Annotated in this window: 17 protein-coding genes and 1 pseudogene; 12 read left to right on the top strand and 6 right to left on the bottom strand. The window is 68.9% G+C overall.

The features are described from left to right. Window positions 1–32: 32 nt before the first annotated feature. Window positions 33–872 (bottom strand): NAD(P)H-binding protein, encoded by an 840-nt coding sequence (locus tag C8258_RS01780; protein ID WP_106953999.1) that lies wholly within the window; start codon window positions 870–872, stop codon window positions 33–35. 73 nt (window positions 873–945) lie between these two features. On the opposite strand from C8258_RS01780, the gene C8258_RS01775 reads away from it, so the two are divergent. From C8258_RS01775 to C8258_RS01750, 6 genes and pseudogenes are all read left to right on the top strand, one after another. After that, window positions 946–1,527: a TetR/AcrR family transcriptional regulator gene (locus tag C8258_RS01775; RefSeq protein ID WP_106953560.1), complete on the top strand. Its 582-nt coding sequence runs from the start codon at window positions 946–948 to the stop codon at window positions 1,525–1,527. 99 nt (window positions 1,528–1,626) lie between these two features. Beyond that, the gene (locus tag C8258_RS01770; RefSeq protein WP_369817501.1) at window positions 1,627–2,283 is read left to right on the top strand and encodes a PadR family transcriptional regulator; all 657 of its coding nucleotides are present in this window, start codon (window positions 1,627–1,629) and stop codon (window positions 2,281–2,283) included. 54 nt (window positions 2,284–2,337) lie between these two features. Then, window positions 2,338–3,209 (top strand): annotated as a pseudogene (locus C8258_RS33550) (esterase/lipase family protein). Window positions 3,210–3,276: 67 nt separating this feature from the next. After that, on the top strand, window positions 3,277–3,837 hold the full coding sequence (gene def / locus C8258_RS01760; RefSeq protein WP_106953559.1) for a peptide deformylase: 561 nt from the start codon (window positions 3,277–3,279) through the stop codon (window positions 3,835–3,837). Continuing rightward, window positions 3,838–4,761, top strand: coding sequence for a methionyl-tRNA formyltransferase (gene fmt, locus C8258_RS01755; protein ID WP_106953558.1), 924 nt, complete (start codon window positions 3,838–3,840; stop codon window positions 4,759–4,761). It abuts the gene before it with no gap. A gap of 335 nt (window positions 4,762–5,096) precedes the next feature. Continuing rightward, window positions 5,097–6,479 (top strand): RsmB/NOP family class I SAM-dependent RNA methyltransferase, encoded by a 1,383-nt coding sequence (locus tag C8258_RS01750; RefSeq protein ID WP_106953557.1) that lies wholly within the window; start codon window positions 5,097–5,099, stop codon window positions 6,477–6,479. A 13-nt stretch (window positions 6,480–6,492) separates the two neighbouring features. Here C8258_RS01750 and C8258_RS01745 read toward each other — a convergent pair whose 3' ends face one another. Beyond that, window positions 6,493–7,692 (bottom strand): YeiH family protein, encoded by a 1,200-nt coding sequence (locus C8258_RS01745; RefSeq protein WP_106953556.1) that lies wholly within the window; start codon window positions 7,690–7,692, stop codon window positions 6,493–6,495. A gap of 103 nt (window positions 7,693–7,795) precedes the next feature. Here C8258_RS01745 and C8258_RS01740 point away from each other — a divergent pair, with 103 nt between their 5' ends. Next, on the top strand, window positions 7,796–8,719 hold the full coding sequence (locus tag C8258_RS01740; protein WP_106953555.1) for a LysR family transcriptional regulator: 924 nt from the start codon (window positions 7,796–7,798) through the stop codon (window positions 8,717–8,719). Here C8258_RS01740 and C8258_RS01735 read toward each other — a convergent pair. Together C8258_RS01735 and C8258_RS01730 are read right to left on the bottom strand one after the other, a co-directional pair. Further along, a complete protein-coding gene (locus C8258_RS01735) occupies window positions 8,693–9,619 on the bottom strand; it encodes an RNA polymerase sigma factor SigF (protein WP_106953554.1) in 927 nt (308 codons plus the stop codon). The two genes, C8258_RS01740 and C8258_RS01735, sit on opposite strands and share 27 nt — an antisense overlap. Then, on the bottom strand, window positions 9,619–10,041 hold the full coding sequence (locus C8258_RS01730; RefSeq protein ID WP_036502614.1) for an anti-sigma factor: 423 nt from the start codon (window positions 10,039–10,041) through the stop codon (window positions 9,619–9,621). Before C8258_RS01730 ends, C8258_RS01735 begins: the two co-directional genes overlap by 1 nt. 123 nt (window positions 10,042–10,164) lie before the next feature. Here C8258_RS01730 and rpe point away from each other — a divergent pair, with 123 nt between their 5' ends. Beyond that, a complete protein-coding gene (rpe, locus tag C8258_RS01725; RefSeq protein ID WP_036502611.1) occupies window positions 10,165–10,827 on the top strand; it encodes a ribulose-phosphate 3-epimerase in 663 nt (220 codons plus the stop codon). Here rpe and C8258_RS01720 read toward each other — a convergent pair. Continuing rightward, the gene (locus C8258_RS01720; RefSeq protein WP_063009045.1) at window positions 10,799–11,266 is read right to left on the bottom strand and encodes a hypothetical protein; all 468 of its coding nucleotides are present in this window, start codon (window positions 11,264–11,266) and stop codon (window positions 10,799–10,801) included. The two genes, rpe and C8258_RS01720, sit on opposite strands and share 29 nt — an antisense overlap. A 490-nt stretch (window positions 11,267–11,756) precedes the next feature. On the opposite strand from C8258_RS01720, the gene C8258_RS01715 reads away from it, so the two are divergent. From C8258_RS01715 to C8258_RS01700, 4 genes are all read left to right on the top strand, one after another. Next, window positions 11,757–12,377: a riboflavin synthase gene (locus C8258_RS01715; protein ID WP_106953553.1), complete on the top strand. Its 621-nt coding sequence runs from the start codon at window positions 11,757–11,759 to the stop codon at window positions 12,375–12,377. An 81-nt stretch (window positions 12,378–12,458) separates the two neighbouring features. Further along, window positions 12,459–13,709, top strand: a complete 1,251-nt coding sequence (locus tag C8258_RS01710) for a bifunctional 3,4-dihydroxy-2-butanone-4-phosphate synthase/GTP cyclohydrolase II (RefSeq protein WP_036502604.1) — start codon at window positions 12,459–12,461, stop codon at window positions 13,707–13,709. Between the two features lie 29 nt (window positions 13,710–13,738). Further along, entirely contained in the window at window positions 13,739–14,218 is a 480-nt protein-coding gene (ribH, locus tag C8258_RS01705) for a 6,7-dimethyl-8-ribityllumazine synthase (protein ID WP_036502603.1), read from the top strand. A gap of 4 nt (window positions 14,219–14,222) precedes the next feature. Beyond that, on the top strand, window positions 14,223–14,726 hold the full coding sequence (locus C8258_RS01700; RefSeq protein WP_083870829.1) for a PH domain-containing protein: 504 nt from the start codon (window positions 14,223–14,225) through the stop codon (window positions 14,724–14,726). A 4-nt stretch (window positions 14,727–14,730) separates the two neighbouring features. Here the strand turns inward: C8258_RS01700 and ggt are convergent, their stop codons facing one another. Then, window positions 14,731–16,674 carry a gamma-glutamyltransferase gene (ggt, locus tag C8258_RS01695; protein ID WP_106953552.1) on the bottom strand — a complete coding sequence of 648 codons (1,944 nt, stop codon included), beginning with the start codon at window positions 16,672–16,674 and terminating at the stop codon, window positions 14,731–14,733. Window positions 16,675–16,753: the final 79 nt, after the last annotated feature.

Here is a 16,753-nt window from a genome sequence, read left to right as displayed (position 1 = left end):
ATTCGTCGTGCCGGGCCAGGGCGCGGTGATGTTCAACGGAACATGTCGATATTGCGCCGCGCCCACGCCGAGAAGGGCCGCGGTGCCCGGCCGAGGACCGCCTCGACATCGCCGCTGACCCGCAGTTCCTCGGCAGTCGGCGCACCGATGATCGCCAAGGTGGTGTCGGCGGCGTCGGCGGGCATCACGGTGAGCAGTTGCGCGTACGCCTGCTCGGCTGTCTGCTCGACGAAACGCACCGGCTCGCCGAGGGTTTCGGCCAGGTCGCGCACCCGGTCACGCGGTGATTCGGGCGCGGGGCCGGTCAACACGTAGGTCCGGCCGGCGTGACCGGGCTCGCGCAGGGCGGCGGCAGCCACGGCGGCGATATCGTCGGGGTCCACGAAGGGGATCGCGACATCACCGAACGGGGCGGTGACCGTTCGCTGCGTGCGCACGGCGTCCGCCCACATCGCGACGTTCGATTGAAAACCGCTCGGCCGCAATATGGTCCATTCCAGCCCCGAGTTCTGGACGGCGACCTCGACCTGCTTTCCGAACTGTCCATGCGAGGCGCTGTCGGGCCGGGTTCCGACGCCCTGGGACGACAACAGGACGATGCGCCGCACTCCCGCATCCCGCGCCGCGGCCAGCACTGCCGGCACGTCTGCCGCCAGCGACCCCGGCGCGAGCAGCAGGAACAGCTGTTCCGCACCGTCGAGGGCTGCCGTGATCTCGCCCGTATTCGTCAGGTCGGCCGCGATGTGCCGCACGCCGTGGGGGAGGTCGTCGGGACGGCGGCGGGATACGGCGGTCACCTTCTCACCGGCTTCGGCGAGCATTCGCACCAACGGCCGTCCGACGTTACCGGTCGCTCCGGTTACCACGATCATCTTCACTCCTAAGTTAGTTGACTGACTAACATGACCGTACGGCATCGTCGGTCGGGTGTCTATAGTCAGTTGTATGACTAACTCAGTCGACAGCATGCGGGCCGGTGGTAAGCGCGAACGGCTCGCGGCCGCGGCCGCCGAGGTCTTCCATCGGCAGGGAGTGGAGAAGACGACGATCGCCGACATCGCCAGGGCCGCCGATGTGCCGGTCGGCAACGTGTACTACTACTTCAAGACCAAGGATCAGCTGATCCAGGCGGCAATCGGCGCTCACGCTCAGACCCTGGACGGCTTCCTCGCCGAACTCGATCGGGAACCCCGGCCGGTCGATCGGGTGCGGGCGTTGATCCGGTCCTGGGTCGATCAGCGCGATCTCGCGGCCCGATACGGTTGCCCGTCCGGAACCCTGGCCACCGAACTCGACAAACGCTCCGACGGAATGGAGCAGGAGCTCGCCGAGGTGATGGGCGTCCTGCTGGCCTGGGTGCAGCGGCAATTCGAGGAGATGGGCCGCGCCGACGCGCGCGAACTGGCCGTCGCGCTGATTGCCTCCTATCAGGGAATTTCCTTGCTCACCAACACCTTTCGCGACCCGGAACTGATGCGAACGGAAGGCGATCGGCTGGAACGCTGGATCGATTCGCTCGCGGCCTGAACCACGCCTTCTGCTGTGGCGCGTCCCATACTTGTCAAAGATGCATTGCCGATATATCGTTGATTGCGTCAACGTAAGACAATGCCTGAGGAGGCAATCATGGAACGCATGGAGAATATGGACAGGTTCGGTCGCGGCCGCCGTCGCGGACCCCGGCCGGACCCGCAGGAACGCGGCGGACACGAACAGTTCCGTCGCCACCCGCGCGGACACGGCTTCGGACCCTTCGGCCCGGATTTCGGGCCCGGATTCGGTCCGGGCGGTCATGTCGGCCGCGGGCGCGGTCGCGGTGGGCGCGGACGGCGCGGAGATGTCCGCGCGGCGATCCTGCTGCTCGTGCAGGAACGGCCGATGCACGGCTACGAGCTGATCCAGCAGATCCGCGAACGTAGCGACGACATCTGGCGGCCCAGCCCCGGTTCGATCTACCCGGCGCTGTCCCAGCTCGAGGACGAGGGCCTGGTGATCATCGAGAAGGTGGCCGGTCGCAAAACCGCGAAACTGACCGACGCGGGCGCCGAGTACGTCACCGAACATCGCGACGAACTGGGCGATCCGTGGCAGGACGTCCGCGAGGGCGTCGGCGATCAGGCGCTGGACCTGCGCGAACTGGTCGGCCAGCTGATGGGTGCGGTCGGACAGGTCGCCCGCGCCGGCACGCCCGAACAGGCCGGTAAGGCCGCAGAGGTCCTCACCGAGGCCCGGCGTTCGATCTACCGGATCCTCGCCGACGACGACACCACCGCGGCCGAGTGAGGCCGATCCAGTGGCCCGTCACACGCACCGGTCCACGCGGCGCAGAATCGAAGGATGGGACGAGGCCGGAACCGCCGAGACGGGGGCCTCGCGTGGCGTAGGGCACTCGCGACGGTGGCGGCGTGCGAGTCGGTGTTCGGCGGCAGCGCGAACGCCTGGGCCGAACCGCCCCCGTCCTCGCCGCCGGGCGACCATCTCGCCGCCTCGCGCTATCCGAAAGCGCACCCCGGCGCCACGCCGTGGGGCACCAACGATTTCACCTGCCGGCCGAGCGCGCGGCATCCGCGCCCGATCATCCTGGCCCACGGGACCGACGCCACCGCCTACACCGACTGGGGCGGCATCGGCCCGCAGCTCGTCGCCGCGGGCTTCTGCGTCTTCGCCCCGAACTACGGCGGCAAACCGGATGCCACGAGCTACGGCACCGAGGATCTATGGGCGTCCTCGCGACAGTTCGGCGACTTCGTCGACCGCGTCCTGACCGCCACCGGCGCCGGCAAGGTCGACCTGGTGGGATTTTCTCAGGGCGCCAACATCACTCGCTACTACATCGACAAACTCGGCGGCGCTCCCCGGTCACGTCGCTGGCGGCTGTGCAGCAGGCGCAGGGCTCACCGTTCATCCGCGAACTCGACGCCGGCGGCGACACCGTGCCCGGTGTGCGATACACCACCGTCGGCAGCCGCGTCGACGAGATCATCCAGCCCTCTACCAACATCGCCCTGACCGGCCCGGGCGCGCGCAACATCGTGTTGCAGGATCTGTGCCCCATCGACCTGACCGGGCATTTCCACATGGTGTACGACCCGTACGTGCAGCAGCTGCTGCTCACCCTGCTCGACCCCGAGCACGCGCCGCTGCCGCAGTGCGCCTACGTGCCGCTGGGCACCGAAATCGGTGAGGTGATCCTGGGCGCGCATTCCTGACGAAACGGATTTCCGGCCGCCCGTAAACTGGGGCGACCGCAATGTCGTCTCGCCCGGGAGTGTGCCTGTGACAATCCAGCCCGTTCGCCTGTTCGGCGATCCCGTCCTGCGCGCCCGCGCGGACGAGGTCGACGCCTTCGACAGGGACCTCGAGCAGCTGGTCACCGACCTCACCGACACCATGCACGCCAGCGGCGGCGTCGGCATGGCCGCGCCGCAGATCGGTGTCGGCCTGCGGGTGTTCGTCTACGACACCGGTAATGCCGCCGGACACGTCGTGAATCCGGTGTTCGAGGTCCTCGGCACCGACGAGCAGACCGGCCCGGAGGGTTGCCTGTCGATTCCGGGGCTGCGCTACGACGTGACCCGTGCCCACCGCGTGGTCGCGCGCGGAGTCGATATGCACGGTGAGCCGGTGAAATTCGAGGCCGAGGGGCTGCTGTCCCGCTGCGTGCAGCACGAAACCGATCATCTCGACGGCGTGCTGTATCTGCAGCGGCTGGAACCGGCTACCCGCAAGCAGGCCATGCGTGCGGTGCGGGAATCGGAGTGGTTCGTCGCCGGTAAGACGGTGATGTCGGCGGCCGAGGTCGCCGGCAGCCGTCCCGAGTCCGGGCGGGGCGAGTAGATGCGCCTGGTCTTCGCGGGGACTCCCGAACCGGCCGTGCCGTCCCTGCGGCGGCTGCTCGAATCCGAGCGCCACGAGGTGGTGGCGGTGGTCACCCGGCCGGATGCGGTGGCCGGACGCGGTCGCAAGGTGACACGCTCGCCGATCGGTCGGCTGGCCGACGAATACGGCATTCCGGTGCTGACCCCGCGCAAACCTTCGGAGCCGGAATTCGTTGCGGCACTGACGGATCTGAAACCCGACTGCTGTCCGGTGGTGGCCTACGGCGCGCTGCTGCCGCGGGTGGTGCTCGACATCCCGCGCCACGGCTGGGTCAACCTGCACTTCTCGCTGCTGCCCGCCTGGCGGGGCGCGGCACCGGTGCAGGCGGCGGTCCTGGCCGGCGATGAGATCACCGGCGCCTCGACCTTCCGCATCGAGGAAGGTCTGGACACGGGGCCGGTCTACGGCGTGGTCACCGAACGCATCGGCACCACCGATACCGCCGGCGCCCTGCTGGAGCGGTTGTCGGTCTCCGGTGCGCAACTGCTCGAATCCACCCTCGACGGAATCGAGGACGGCACCGTCCAGGCCGTGCCGCAATCCGGTGAGGGTGTCTCCTATGCGCCCAAGGTGGAGGCCGACGAGGGACACATCCGCTGGGATCAACCGGCGCTGGCGGTCGGCCGCCGAATTCGCGCCGTCACTCCCGCGCCGGGCGCGTGGACCGAAATCGACGGTAAGCGACTGAAACTCGGCCCGGTCGAACTTGTCGAGGACCAACTGCCCGAGCGGGTGATCGAGGTCCGGAAGTCCGGTGTCTACATCGGCACCGCCACCACCGCGGTGCGCTTGGACCAGGTGCAGCCCCAGGGCAAACGAATGATGCCGGCCCTGGACTGGGCCCGCGGCGCACGCCTGGAGCCCGGCGCGGTGGTCGAGTGACCGGCCCACGCGGAGGATACGACCGGGACCGTGACGGGCGGCGAGCCGACGATGCGCGCCGCGGAAAAGGCCGGGCGGACAACGATTCTCGGCGTCGCGGCGACGCGGAGAGAGGTTCGGGCGGCCGGGGTGGTGACGCTGCCCGGGCTCGCCGGGGCGAGGGGCGCGATTCGTCGGACGACCGTGGACGACGCTCCGGCGCGAGTAGTGCTCGCGGTGCCGGGGGCGCCGGAAAAACGTCGCGGGGTGCCGACCCGAAGCGGGGCGCGCGTCAGGATTCGTCTCGCGGCGACGATTCGGCTCAGGGCGCGGACTCTCGTCGTGCGGACCGTGATGTGCGGCGGACCGGTCGCCCCGCGGCCGGGCCCCAAGGACGACGCGGTGTGGTGGGTGACGCTCCCAGGCTGGTCGCCCGGGATGTGCTGCGGGCGGTGCGTGAGCGCGACGCGTACGCCAATCTCGTGCTTCCCGTCCTGCTGCGCGAATACGGACTGTCCGGGCGCGACGCGGCGTTCGCGACCGAACTCGCCTACGGCTCCTGCCGCGCGATGGGCGTCCTCGATGCGGTGATCGCCGAATGCGCGGGACGTCCGATCGCGGAGATCGACGGCCCGCTGCTCGACGTCCTGCGTCTGGGCGTATATCAACTGCTGCGGACCCGGGTGGGATCGCACGCGGCGGTGGATACGTCGGTCGATCTGGTGCGCACCGAATCCGGAAGCGGCAAAGCCGGTTTCGTCAATGCGGTACTCCGCCGGGCGGCCGCGCGGACACCGGAGCAGTGGGTGGAGGATCTCGCGCCGCGCGATCCGATCGGCCGCGCGGCATTCGAATTCGGGCATCCGGTCTGGATCGCGCAGGCCTTCGCCGACGCACTCGGCGCGCGGGCGGGAGAGCTGCGCGATCTGCTCGCCGCTGACGACGAACGGCCGATCGTGCACCTGGTGGCGCGGCCCGGCGATATCACCGCCGAGGAATTGGCGCTGGTCAGTGGTGGTGAGGAGGGCCGCTGGTCACCGTATGCGGTGCACCTGGACAGCGGTGACCCGGGACAGCTGGAAGCGGTGCGCGAGGGTATGGCCGCGGTCCAGGACGAGGGCAGCCAGCTCGTCGCGTTGTCGCTGACCCGGGCGCCGCTGCTCGGTGCGGACGGCGGGCGCTGGCTCGATCTGTGTGCCGGCCCCGGCGGTAAGACCGCCCTGCTGGCCGCTCTGGCCGATATCGACAGGTATCGAGTCGACGCCGTCGAACCCGCCGAACACCGAGCCGAGCTGGTGCGCAAGGCCACTCGCGGCCTTCCGGTCAGTGTGTATGTGGTCGACGGCCGCGACTCCGGGCTGGAACCCGGTTACGACCGCATCCTGGTCGACGCGCCGTGTACCGGACTGGGCGCGCTGCGCAGGCGCCCGGAGGCGAGGTGGCGGCGCACCCCGGCCGATGTGCGCGACCTGACCACCCTGCAGAGCCAATTGCTCACCGCCGCATGGGATCTGCTGCGCCCGGGCGGTGTGGTGGTGTATTCCACCTGTTCCCCGCACCTGGCCGAAACCGTCTCGGTCGTCTCCGATTTCGTCCGCCGATCCGACGCCGAACAACTCGACACCCGCACGCTGCTGCCCGGAGTCACCGACACCGGCGACGGTCCCGCAGCTCAGCTGTGGCCCCACCGGCACGGCACCGACGCCATGTTCATGGCCGCTCTGCGCAAACCGTTCTGACACCACGGTTTGCTCAGCCGGCCAGAACCGCGCCGGTGAGCGCGATGCCGGCCACCCACACGGTCGACAGGAGCGCCAGGATCAGCGGGCGCGGCCCGACGCGGCGCAGGGCGGCCAGGCGTACACCCGCGCCCAGGGCGAACATGGCGGCGGTGAGCAGCGCGGTCTGGAGCAGTTTGGCCATGCCGAGTACCGATTCGGGCAGGAGCCCGGTGGTGCGCAGTGCGGCGCAGGCCAGGAAGGCGACGACGAACAGCGGGATCAGAGGCGGCCTGCGGGTGCCGGGCGCGGTGTCCTCGCGCCGCCGGACCTGCCAGCCGATCACCGCCAGCACCGGTGCCAGCAGGACCACCCGCGCCAGTTTGACCACGACCGCGACGGTCAGCGCGGCACCGCCGATCGCGCCGCCGGTCGCCACGACCTGCGCCACTTCGTGCACGGACCCACCGGCCCAGATCCCGGCGGTGCGATCGTCGAGGCCCAGAGCGCTCGACAGCAGGGGCAGCGCGCCGATCATGATCGTGCCGAAGACGACCACGAGCGCGATCGCGGTCAGCACTTCCTCGTCTTCGGCGTCGACCACGCCGTCCACCGCCGCCGCGGCGGCCGCACCGCAGATGGAGAATCCGCACGCGATCAGCAGTCGCTGCGTCCAGCTCAATCCCAGCAGCCGGCCCATGAACATCGTGCCGCCGATGCCGAGGGTGACGATCGCGACGACCACCGCGATCACGGCGGGGCCGAGGCCGAGAATGTCGGCGAATGTCAGCTGCAGGCCGAGCAGCGCGACGCCGACGCGCAGCAGCCGCTTCGCCGAGAACTGCAGCCCCGGCTGCACCCGCTGCGGCAACGGCGCGCAATTGGCGAGCACCGCCCCGACGACGATCGCCAGCAGGAGCGGGCTGACCGTGGGCGTGAACTGGGCGATACCCAGCACGAGCGCGGTGATCGCGACCGTCAGGGTCAATCCGGGGACGATCTCCGCCCAGCCGGCCGCGCCCGAGCGCCCGGCAGCGACTCCGCGTCGCCCGAGCCGGGCTCGCCACCGCTGGTGCAGCGTGCGGACGGAGGTCTGCGAGGAGGATTCGATACCGCGCTGCGAACCGACCGCGAGCTTGTCGGTATCACCGGTGCGGTCGGCCGTGCCCGGCTCGGTGGCGCCGGGCACGTCGTCGTCGGCCTCGGCCGCTCGCGAGGAATCCAGACTTGTCATGACGACAACGGTCTCGTGAATCGGTGGGGGCCGGTAGCGGCCGAAACGGCATCGCACTCATATCCTGGTGATATGAGTTGGCCACGCCACATATGATTGCGGTATGGCCGACGTACGCCCCGACCTGGGTTTCCTCGAGCTGCTGGTCGCGATCGACGACCACGGCAGTCTCGGTGCGGCCGCACGCTCGATCGGCATGGCGCAGCCGAACGCCAGTCGTGCGGTGCGCCAGTGGGAGCATCGGCTGGGCCTGGCCCTGCTGCGCCGCTCACCGCGCGGCTCCACGCTGACCCCCGCGGGAACCGTCGTCGTGCACTGGGCGCGCGAGGTACTGGCGGACCTGGACCGGCTACTCGACGCCGCCGCCGCACTGCGCACCGATCAGGAGGCCGAACTCACCGTCGCCGCCAGCATGACGGTCGCGGAATGTCTGCTACCGGGGTGGCTCGGTGCGTTCCGCCGCGGTCATCCGGATGTGAAAGTCCATCTGCAGGTCCACAATTCGCGCCAGGTGTGCGACCGGCTCGTGGCCGGGGAATGCGATCTGGGATTCGTCGAATCGCCGGCGGTGCCCGATGGGTTGCCGCATGTGACCGTCGCGCACGATCGACTGCTCGTCGTGGTGGATCCCGGGCATCCCTGGGCGCGCCGCCGCACACCGCTCACCGTCGCCGAGCTGGCCGCGACACCGCTGGTGGTGCGCGAACCCGGATCCGGCACTCGCAGCACCCTCGACGTCGCGCTGGCCGAATATCCGCGCGCCGAACCACTTCTGGAACTCGGCAGCGCCGCGGCCATCCGCACCAGCGTGCTCGGCGGCGTGGGGCCCGCGGTACTGAGCACGCTGGCGGTCGGCGACCAGCTCGAGCGCGGCGAACTGCGCGCGGTCACCGTCGCGGGCCTGGATCTGCGGCGCACCCTGCGCGCGGTGTGGCGTCCACCGCGCAAACTCGGCGGCCCGGCCGGACAACTGGTGTCCGCCATCGTGCACGCCCAGGCGTCACTCGCGGGCGCTCTGCTCCCGTAGCCGCGCAAGGGTTTTCGCGAGAATCCGGGAGACGTGCATCTGCGATATCCCCATCCGCTGCGCGATCTGGGTCTGCGTCATCGATTCGAAGAAGCGCATGGTGAGGATGCGTCGTTCCCGTTCGGGCAGGCCCGCGAGCAGCGGCCGGATCGCCACGTACTCCTCGACCCGGTCGAACTGTGACTCCTCCTCGCCGAGGGTGTCCAGCAGCGAGGCCTCGGTATCGCGGCCCACCGACACCGCGTCGATCGAGCTGGGCTGATACGCGTTGCCCGCGATGACGGCTTGGGTCACCTCGTCGGGATGGATGTCGAGTTCGGCGGCGATCTCCTTGGCGGTCGGGGAGCGGCCCAACGACTGCGAGAGCGTATCGATCGCCGAGCCGATGCGCAGATGGGTTTCTTTGACCCGCCGGGGAACTCGCATCGCCCAGGTGTTGTCGCGGAAGTAGCGCCGGACCTCGCCCATGATGGTGGGCACCGCGAAGGACAGGAAGTTCGAGCCGCGCGAGACGTCGAAACGGTCGACGGCGTGGACCAGTCCGACCCGAGCCACCTGCGTCAGGTCGTCGAACGGTTCGCCGCGGCCGCTGAATTTGCGAGCGATGTGGTCCGCCAACGGAATACAGCGAGCGATCAACTCGTCGCGCAGTTCGGCGCGGCGGTCGTCACCGGCCTCCGACAGCGCCTGGAACAGCAGGTTCACATCGTCGTATCCGGAAACCGAACCGGTGACCTCGGCGACCTCGTCACCGTCCTCTTCGTCGTCCGGGGTGGCCTCACCGCCGTCCGTGCGGCCCTCGCCGTCCTCGGCGCCGGTGTCGTCAGGGGATCCGCTCGCGGCCGTACCCGCGGTGTTCTCGGCGTCCTCGGCCTCGAACACGTTGTTCTCGTCGGCCACTACGCCTTCCCCCGGACCCGGCGAAATTCGACCACCGTCGGGTATCCGGAAATCGCCGAATCGAAGGGTTCCTGCGCGACGTCGATGCCGTCGGTGAGCGTCCGCAGCACATGCCAGCCGAAGCTGCGCTGGTCGGGCAGCTTCGAGGTGGCCGCGATCCCGGCCACCCGGACGAGCAGATCGTTGTCGCCGACGGTGAAGCGGCACTGCAGGGTGCTGCCGGGAACGGCGAGTTCGATCAGCGTCGAGCACGCCTCGTCGACGGCCAGCCGGATATCGGCGACCTCGTCGAGTGTGAAATCGCTGAGCAGGACCAGTGTTTCGGCCAATCCGCGCACGATGGGCAGTTGCGACACGGTGGCCGCCACTCCGATTTCGACGGGTGTGCTGCGCAGTCCCTCTTCAGCCGACATGTTGATCACCCTACGAAGGCTACCCAACTTCGCGTCGCGCAATCGCCGACAGTGCCGAAAACCGGTGTGATCGACCCAGTACACTCACGCGCTGTGTCCCTCTCGAATTCCCACTTTCACCGGCCGTCGCCGATGATCGCGCCGTCCATCCTGTCCGCTGATTTCGCTCGTCTGGCGGAGGAGGTACGCGCCGTCGAGGGAGCGGACTGGCTGCACGTCGATGTGATGGACAACCACTTCGTACCGAACCTGACCCTCGGCCTGCCGGTGGTGCAGAGTCTGCTGAAGACCACCGACATCCCGCTGGACTGCCATCTGATGATCGAGGATCCGGCCCGCTGGGCGCCCCCGTACGCGGAGGCCGGTGCCTACAACGTGACCTTCCACGCGGAAGCGACCGACGATCCGGTCGCGGTGGCCCGGGATATCCGCGCCGCCGGCGCCAAGGCCGGATTGTCGGTGAAACCGAATACGCCCATCGAGCCGTACCTGGAAATTCTGCGCAATTTCGACACGCTGTTGGTAATGAGTGTCGAGCCCGGATTCGGCGGTCAGTCGTTCATTCCGCACGTGCTGGAGAAGGCGCGCGCGGTCCGCCGGCTCGTCGACAGCGGTGAATTGCGTCTGGTCGTCGAAATCGACGGCGGCATCAATATGGACACCATCGAAGCCGCCGCCGAGGCAGGTGTGGACTGCTTCGTCGCCGGGTCCGCGGTGTACGGCACGGACGATCCGGCCGCGACCGTGGAAGCCTTGCGCGAGAAGGTCATCGAGGAGCAGGCGGCGCGGCGCTGAGCCGAGCGGCCTCCACGACCGCGGCCATGGGGACGACCGCCTCGAGATGGTCGGGCGTCTGCACCCAGATCCGATAGCCGGTTCGTTCGTCCTCGGCCGAGGGCAGCACCACGTGACTACCCGTGCACGCGACCGTCGTGTACAGCCGGAACAGTTCGGCCGCAACGGATGTGCTGACGCCGGCGGAGCACGACGGGCCGGTGATGAAGGTCCAGCGCCGCGCCCGCGGATGGTGCACGACGGGAGTGACCAGTCCGGACTGGGTGAGCTGGCGCAGGACCCGCTCACCCACATCGGCCGGCATGGTGACCGCGCCGAATTGCTGCCCGATCTCGAGCACGATGTGCCGCGATGCGTCGTCCACCGACGCGGGCAGATGAAAGACGCGACGATACCGCTCGCAACGATCCGTGAGAGACGTATCGATCACCGTGGTCACGCCGCACCCCCATGAGGTTGTTGTCCAATGAACTGTTGGAATCAACTGCATAACAATATTGCTACCGAATTCGCCCTGGTGCAAGCGCCGGGGTTGAATTCGCAGTCACGTGGGTAACAAATTGAATTCGGCCGCGATCCGGGCCGGTAGAAGCCGGATATTCGACCGGTGGAAACCAAAATTCGATTCCCTTTTCCTGAAATTGTCCCGCTATTCCTTTTCGACATCCGGCGATGTGCCCGTCGCGCGGGGGAGCCGATCAACCCGCTCGGCGCGTCGCCGAAACGGCGCCCGGTTCGGCGCGCTTTTCCGGTCCGAAAGTCTTGAATGTCCGGCCGTGACCGGTCGGTAGGACAGCCGGATGTGCTCTGCTACAGCGCGTCGTTACGCTGATGACACTGCGGCCCACGGGGAATACCCCGGGCCGCCGGCACCGTTTGCGCTAGCGGACGCCCCGACGCGGTGGGCGCCGGGCTGACAGGAGATACGGATGTTCACAGGCATCGTCGAGGAGCTGGGGGAGATCGTCGCCGCCGAGCGGTCCGCGGACGCGGCCAGGCTCACGATTCGCGGCGCGACCGTAACCTCCGATGCCCGCCACGGCGACTCCATCGCGGTCAACGGCGTCTGCCTGACCGTGGTCGACGTGGTCGACGGCGACAGTTTCACCACCGACGTGATGGGGGAGACGCTCAACCGCTCCGGCATCGGCAAACTCGACATCGGGTCGAAGGTGAACCTGGAGCGCGCCGCGGCGGTGAACAGCCGGCTCGGTGGCCACATCGTGCAGGGCCATGTCGACGGCACCGGGGTCATCCTGTTTCGCACCCCTTCCGACAACTGGGAGGTCGTGCGAATCTCGTTGCCCGACAATCTTGCTCGCTATGTGGTCGAGAAGGGGTCGATCACCGTGGACGGCATCTCGCTGACCGTCTCGGCCCTCGGCGTCGACGAGGGCGGCGAACCCGGGCACCGCGACTGGTTCGAGGTCTCGTTGATCCCCACCACCCGCGAGCTCACCACCCTCGGCGCCGCGCCCGCCGGCACCACGGTGAACCTGGAGGTCGACGTCATCGCCAAATATGTCGAGCGGCTCCAGCAGCGTGGCTGACCGGGGCAACCGCGACGCCGTACCGGCGACCCGACCCAGTAGGCTCGAGTCGCACCTATTCCGAAGTGGAGCACAGCAGACGTGACCAGGTTCGACACCATCGAGCGCGCAGTCGCCGATATCGCCGCCGGTAAGGCGGTCGTCGTCGTCGACGACGAGGGCCGGGAGAACGAGGGCGACCTCATCTTCGCCGCGGAGAAGGCGACCCCCGAGCTGGTGGCTTTCATGATCCGATACACCTCCGGCTACATCTGTGTGCCGTTGACCGGTGCGGACTGCGATCGGCTGGGCCTGCCGCCGATGTATTCGATGAACCAGGACAAGCACGGCACCGCCTACACGGTGTCGGTGGACGCGCGAGAGGGCATCAGCACCGGCATCTCGGCCGCCGACCGCGCTACGACCATGCGCCTGCTGGCCGATCCGGCTTCGCGCGCCGACGAGTTCACCCGGCCCGGCCACGTCGTGCCGTTGCGCGCCAAGGACGGCGGGGTGCTGCGGCGGCCCGGCCACACCGAGGCGGCCGTGGACCTGTCCCGGATGGCCGGTCTGAGCCCGGCCGGTGTGATCTGCGAGATCGTCAGCCAGAAGAACGAGGGCGATATGGCCCGCACCGAAGAGTTGCGGATCTTCGCCGACGAGCACGAACTCGCGCTGATCTCGATCGCCGACATGATCGCGTGGCGCCGCAAGCACGAGAAGCAGGTGGAGCGGATCGCCGAGGCGCGCATCCCCACCAAGTACGGCGAATTCAAGGCCGTCGGCTACAAGAGCATCTACGACGACGTCGAACATGTGGCGCTGGTGCGCGGCGATCTGAGTGTCGACTCCGGTGACGACGTCCTGGTGCGTGTGCACTCGGAATGCCTGACCGGCGACGTGTTCGGCTCGCTGCGCTGCGATTGCGGCCCGCAGCTGGATGCCGCGATGGAGATGGTCGCCGCCGAGGGACGCGGTGTGGTGCTCTACATGCGCGGGCACGAGGGCCGCGGCATCGGCCTGATGCACAAGCTGCAGGCCTATCAGCTGCAGGATTCCGGGCACGACACCGTGGACGCGAATATCGAACTCGGCCTGCCCGCCGATGCCCGTGACTACGGCACCGGGGCGCAGATCCTGGTCGATCTCGGGATCAAGTCGATGCGGCTGCTCACCAACAATCCGGCCAAGCGGGTCGGCCTGGACGGCTACGGCCTGAGCATCACCGAACGGGTGCCGATGCCGGTGCGGGCCAATGCCGAGAATCTGCGGTATCTGCGCACCAAGCGCGACCGGATGGGCCACGACCTGGTCGGCCTGGACGACCTGGACCTCGGCGAGACCGCACAGTAGTCAGAATTCGTGAGAAGGGGTATCGGTCGATGAGCGGTACGGGTGTACCGGAGTTCGCGCTGGCGGACGCGAAGGACCTGAGGGTCGGCATCGTCGCCTCGCGGTGGCACACCACCATCTGTGATACGTTGCTCGCCAATGCCGAGCGGGTGGCCCGGGAAGCGGGCGTCGAGCAGATCACGGTGGTGCGCTGTGCCGGGGCGATGGAGTTGCCGGTGGTCGCGCAGGCGCTGGCCCGCACGCACGACGCGGTCGTGGCGCTGGGTGTCGTGATCCGCGGGGGGACACCGCATTTCGAGTACGTTTGCGATGCGGTGACCGCCGGGCTGACGCGGGTGTCGCTGGACGAGGGCACGCCGGTCACCAACGGGGTGCTCACGGTGAATACCGAGGAGCAGGCCCTCGACCGCGCGGGCCTGCCGGATTCGGCCGAGAACAAAGGCGAGCAGGCGAGTGCCGCGGCCCTGGATGCCGCGCTGACCCTGCGCGCGCTGCGCCGAGAAGCCTGAGCCGATGCCGCCGGTCGTACACCTGTTCAAACGCGGTCCGCAGCCCCCGGGCGCGGACGGACAGCAGTGGGATCTCGAGGTGCGTCCGCGCCGCGCGGTGCGCACCGCGCGCATCGTGGCGGCCGTGATCGCGGTGTTGTTCATCCTGGCCGGGGTGTTGTCGAGCAATTCGACGACCGGGGTGAACTTCCGCGGCGCCGACCAGGTGGCGATCATCTGCTTCGGATTGCTGCTGGCCGGTGCCGTGCTGCTGCTGACCCGGCCGCGGGTGCGCGTCGGACCGCAGGGCGTCGTCGTGCGCAACATCCTGGGCGACAACGAGTTCCGCTGGGCCGATATCCGCGGCGTCGCGATTCCGGACAAGAAGTCCTGGGCGCGACTGGAATTGGCCGGCGACGAATACGTTCCGATGCTGGCGATCCGCGTCAACGACAAGGATCACGCCGCCCGCGCGATGGATCGCTTCCGGGAACTCGGCGCGAAATACACCGCCGCACAGCAGGACTGACCGGTCAGCGGGCGTCGCCGAGGACGATGCCCTCCCGACGGGGATCCGCTCCGCCGATCCAGCCGCCGCTCTCGCGCTGCAGGGCGCTGAGCCCGCTGGACTGCGGGTCGACCGAGACCTGATGCCCCATCTCGCGCAGCTTCTGCACCAGCGGATCATGGGCGCCGTTGTCGGTGGCGTCGATCGCCGGATGTTCCCCGCCCACCCCGGTCACCGGTGTGTTCGCCGCGCCGAAGGCCACCTGCGAGACCGCCTGCTGCGGATCCAGATGCCAATCCAGCAGGCCCACGAGCGCTTTCACCACGAACTGGATGATCACCGAACCGCCGGGGGACCCGGCGACGTCGACCAGCTGACCGCGTGACCCGTCCGGCGTCCGATCGAAGACCAGGGTGGGGCTCATCGAACTGCGCGGCCGCTTCCCGGGCTGTACCCGGTTGGCCAGCGGCACACCGGCCGCATCGGCCGGCTGGGCACTGAAATCGGTGAGCTGGTTGTTCAGGACGAATCCGTCGACCAGATGGAACGAGCCGAACGCCGATTCGACGGTGGTGGTCATGGTCGCGGCGTTGCCGTACCGGTCCACCACGGAGATGTGGCTGGTGCCGTGTTCGGGTTGCTGCACGCCGGTGCCCAGCGGGACCGGGCCGAAGTCACCCGGCTGCGCGGTACCCATGGAATGGTTCGGATCGATGAGCGCGGCCCGCTGCTTCAGATAGTCCTCGTTCACCAGCGCGGCGGGTGAGCCGCCGGGCAGCGGAACGAAATCGGGATCGGCGATGTACTTGTCGCGGTCGGCGTAGGCCAGCCGTTCGGCCTCCGAGATCAGATGCACCGCTTCGGCTTTCGGGACGCCGCCGTTGCGGTCGAGACGGTCCGGGGACAGGCTGCCGAGGTCGAAATTCTGCAGAATCCCGAGGGTCGCGGCGACGGTGATACCCCCCGAGGACGGATTGGGCATCCCGCAGATCCGGTGGGTGCGGTAGTCGGTGCACAGGGCGGTGCGTTTCTTCGCCTGATACCGCGCGAGATCGTCGAGCGAGATCTGACCCGGGGTACGGCCACCGCTGGTGGTCGCGGTGGCGTCGACGATGTCGCGGGCGACCGCTCCGGTGTAGAAGGCGTCGGGACCGTCGGAGGCGACGGCGCTCAACGTCTTCGCCATGGCCGGATTGGCGAGGTGGAAGCCTCGCGGTTTGGGGGAGCCGTCCGGCTGCAGGAAGTACTGCCTGGCATTCGGGTCCCGGGCCAGATCCGGGGCCGACTGCGCGATCTGGCTCGCCATCCGGGCGCTGATGTCGAAACCGTTGTCCGCCAGCGAGATCGCGGGGCCGAACAGGTCGCGCCAGGACTGCTTGCCGTGGTCGCGATGGGCCGCCTCGAGCAGTCGCAGCACGCCCGGCACACCGATCGACCGTCCGCTGGCGCGGGTAGTCGGTTGCGGCATCGACTGATCGGTGTCGCTGATCCAGCGCAGATAGTTCTCGGTCGCGGCGGCGGGGGCGACCTCGCGACCGTCGTAGGCGTCGACCGATCCGGACGCGGCGTCGTAATAGAGCAGGAATGCGCCGCCGCCGATGCCGGAGGCCTGCGGTTCGACCAGGCCCAGTACCGTCTGCGCGGCGATCAGCGCGTCGGCCGCGGTGCCGCCGTCGGCCAGGACCTCGCAGGCGGCGTGGGTGGCCAGCGGGTTCGCGGTGGAGACCGCGAAGGTGTGGGTGCGAACCGGGGTCATACCGCTGCGGTAGCCGGTGGCGATCTCGGGATTGGTGGCCAGATTCGTCGCACTCGCCGCCGGTCCCGCCGCCGCCGTGATCGGGGTGCCGTCCGGACCTTCGACGCAGCTTCGACCGGCCTCGGAGGTGGTAGGCGAACAGCCCGTGAGCAGCCCGGTGGTCAGCAGCAGGGCGGCGCTCGCGCCGGCCAGAATCGCTCGCGTGCGCCTCATGCAGGCACTTTAACGCGCACCTGCCCCACCACGCCGGGCATCATTCCCACACCGGGTAACGTCGAGCCGCCCCGACCTC

The sequence above is a fragment of the Nocardia sp. MDA0666 genome (assembly GCF_003023875.1).
Classification (GTDB): Bacteria; Actinomycetota; Actinomycetes; order Mycobacteriales; family Mycobacteriaceae; genus Nocardia; species Nocardia aobensis.
Note: the sequence above shows the minus strand (reverse complement) of the source record. Positions and strands in the feature narration are given on the sequence as shown.

What these genes read in the sequence shown, in the direction of transcription:
- C8258_RS01700 (WP_083870829.1), top strand. Translation starts at nt 14,223, where the DNA reads ATGCCGCCGGTCGTACACCTGTTCAAACGCGGTCCGCAGCCCCCGGGC.
- C8258_RS01745 (WP_106953556.1), bottom strand. Translation starts at nt 7,692, where the DNA reads ATGACAAGTCTGGATTCCTCGCGAGCGGCCGAGGCCGACGACGACGTG.
- C8258_RS01780 (WP_106953999.1), bottom strand. Translation starts at nt 872, where the DNA reads ATGATCGTGGTAACCGGAGCGACCGGTAACGTCGGACGGCCGTTGGTG.
- ggt (WP_106953552.1), bottom strand. Translation starts at nt 16,674, where the DNA reads ATGAGGCGCACGCGAGCGATTCTGGCCGGCGCGAGCGCCGCCCTGCTG.
- C8258_RS01740 (WP_106953555.1), top strand. Translation starts at nt 7,796, where the DNA reads ATGGCCGACGTACGCCCCGACCTGGGTTTCCTCGAGCTGCTGGTCGCG.
- C8258_RS01715 (WP_106953553.1), top strand. Translation starts at nt 11,757, where the DNA reads ATGTTCACAGGCATCGTCGAGGAGCTGGGGGAGATCGTCGCCGCCGAG.
- rpe (WP_036502611.1), top strand. Translation starts at nt 10,165, where the DNA reads ATGATCGCGCCGTCCATCCTGTCCGCTGATTTCGCTCGTCTGGCGGAG.
- C8258_RS01770 (WP_369817501.1), top strand. Translation starts at nt 1,627, where the DNA reads ATGGAACGCATGGAGAATATGGACAGGTTCGGTCGCGGCCGCCGTCGC.
- C8258_RS01775 (WP_106953560.1), top strand. Translation starts at nt 946, where the DNA reads ATGACTAACTCAGTCGACAGCATGCGGGCCGGTGGTAAGCGCGAACGG.
- fmt (WP_106953558.1), top strand. Translation starts at nt 3,838, where the DNA reads ATGCGCCTGGTCTTCGCGGGGACTCCCGAACCGGCCGTGCCGTCCCTG.
- ribH (WP_036502603.1), top strand. Translation starts at nt 13,739, where the DNA reads ATGAGCGGTACGGGTGTACCGGAGTTCGCGCTGGCGGACGCGAAGGAC.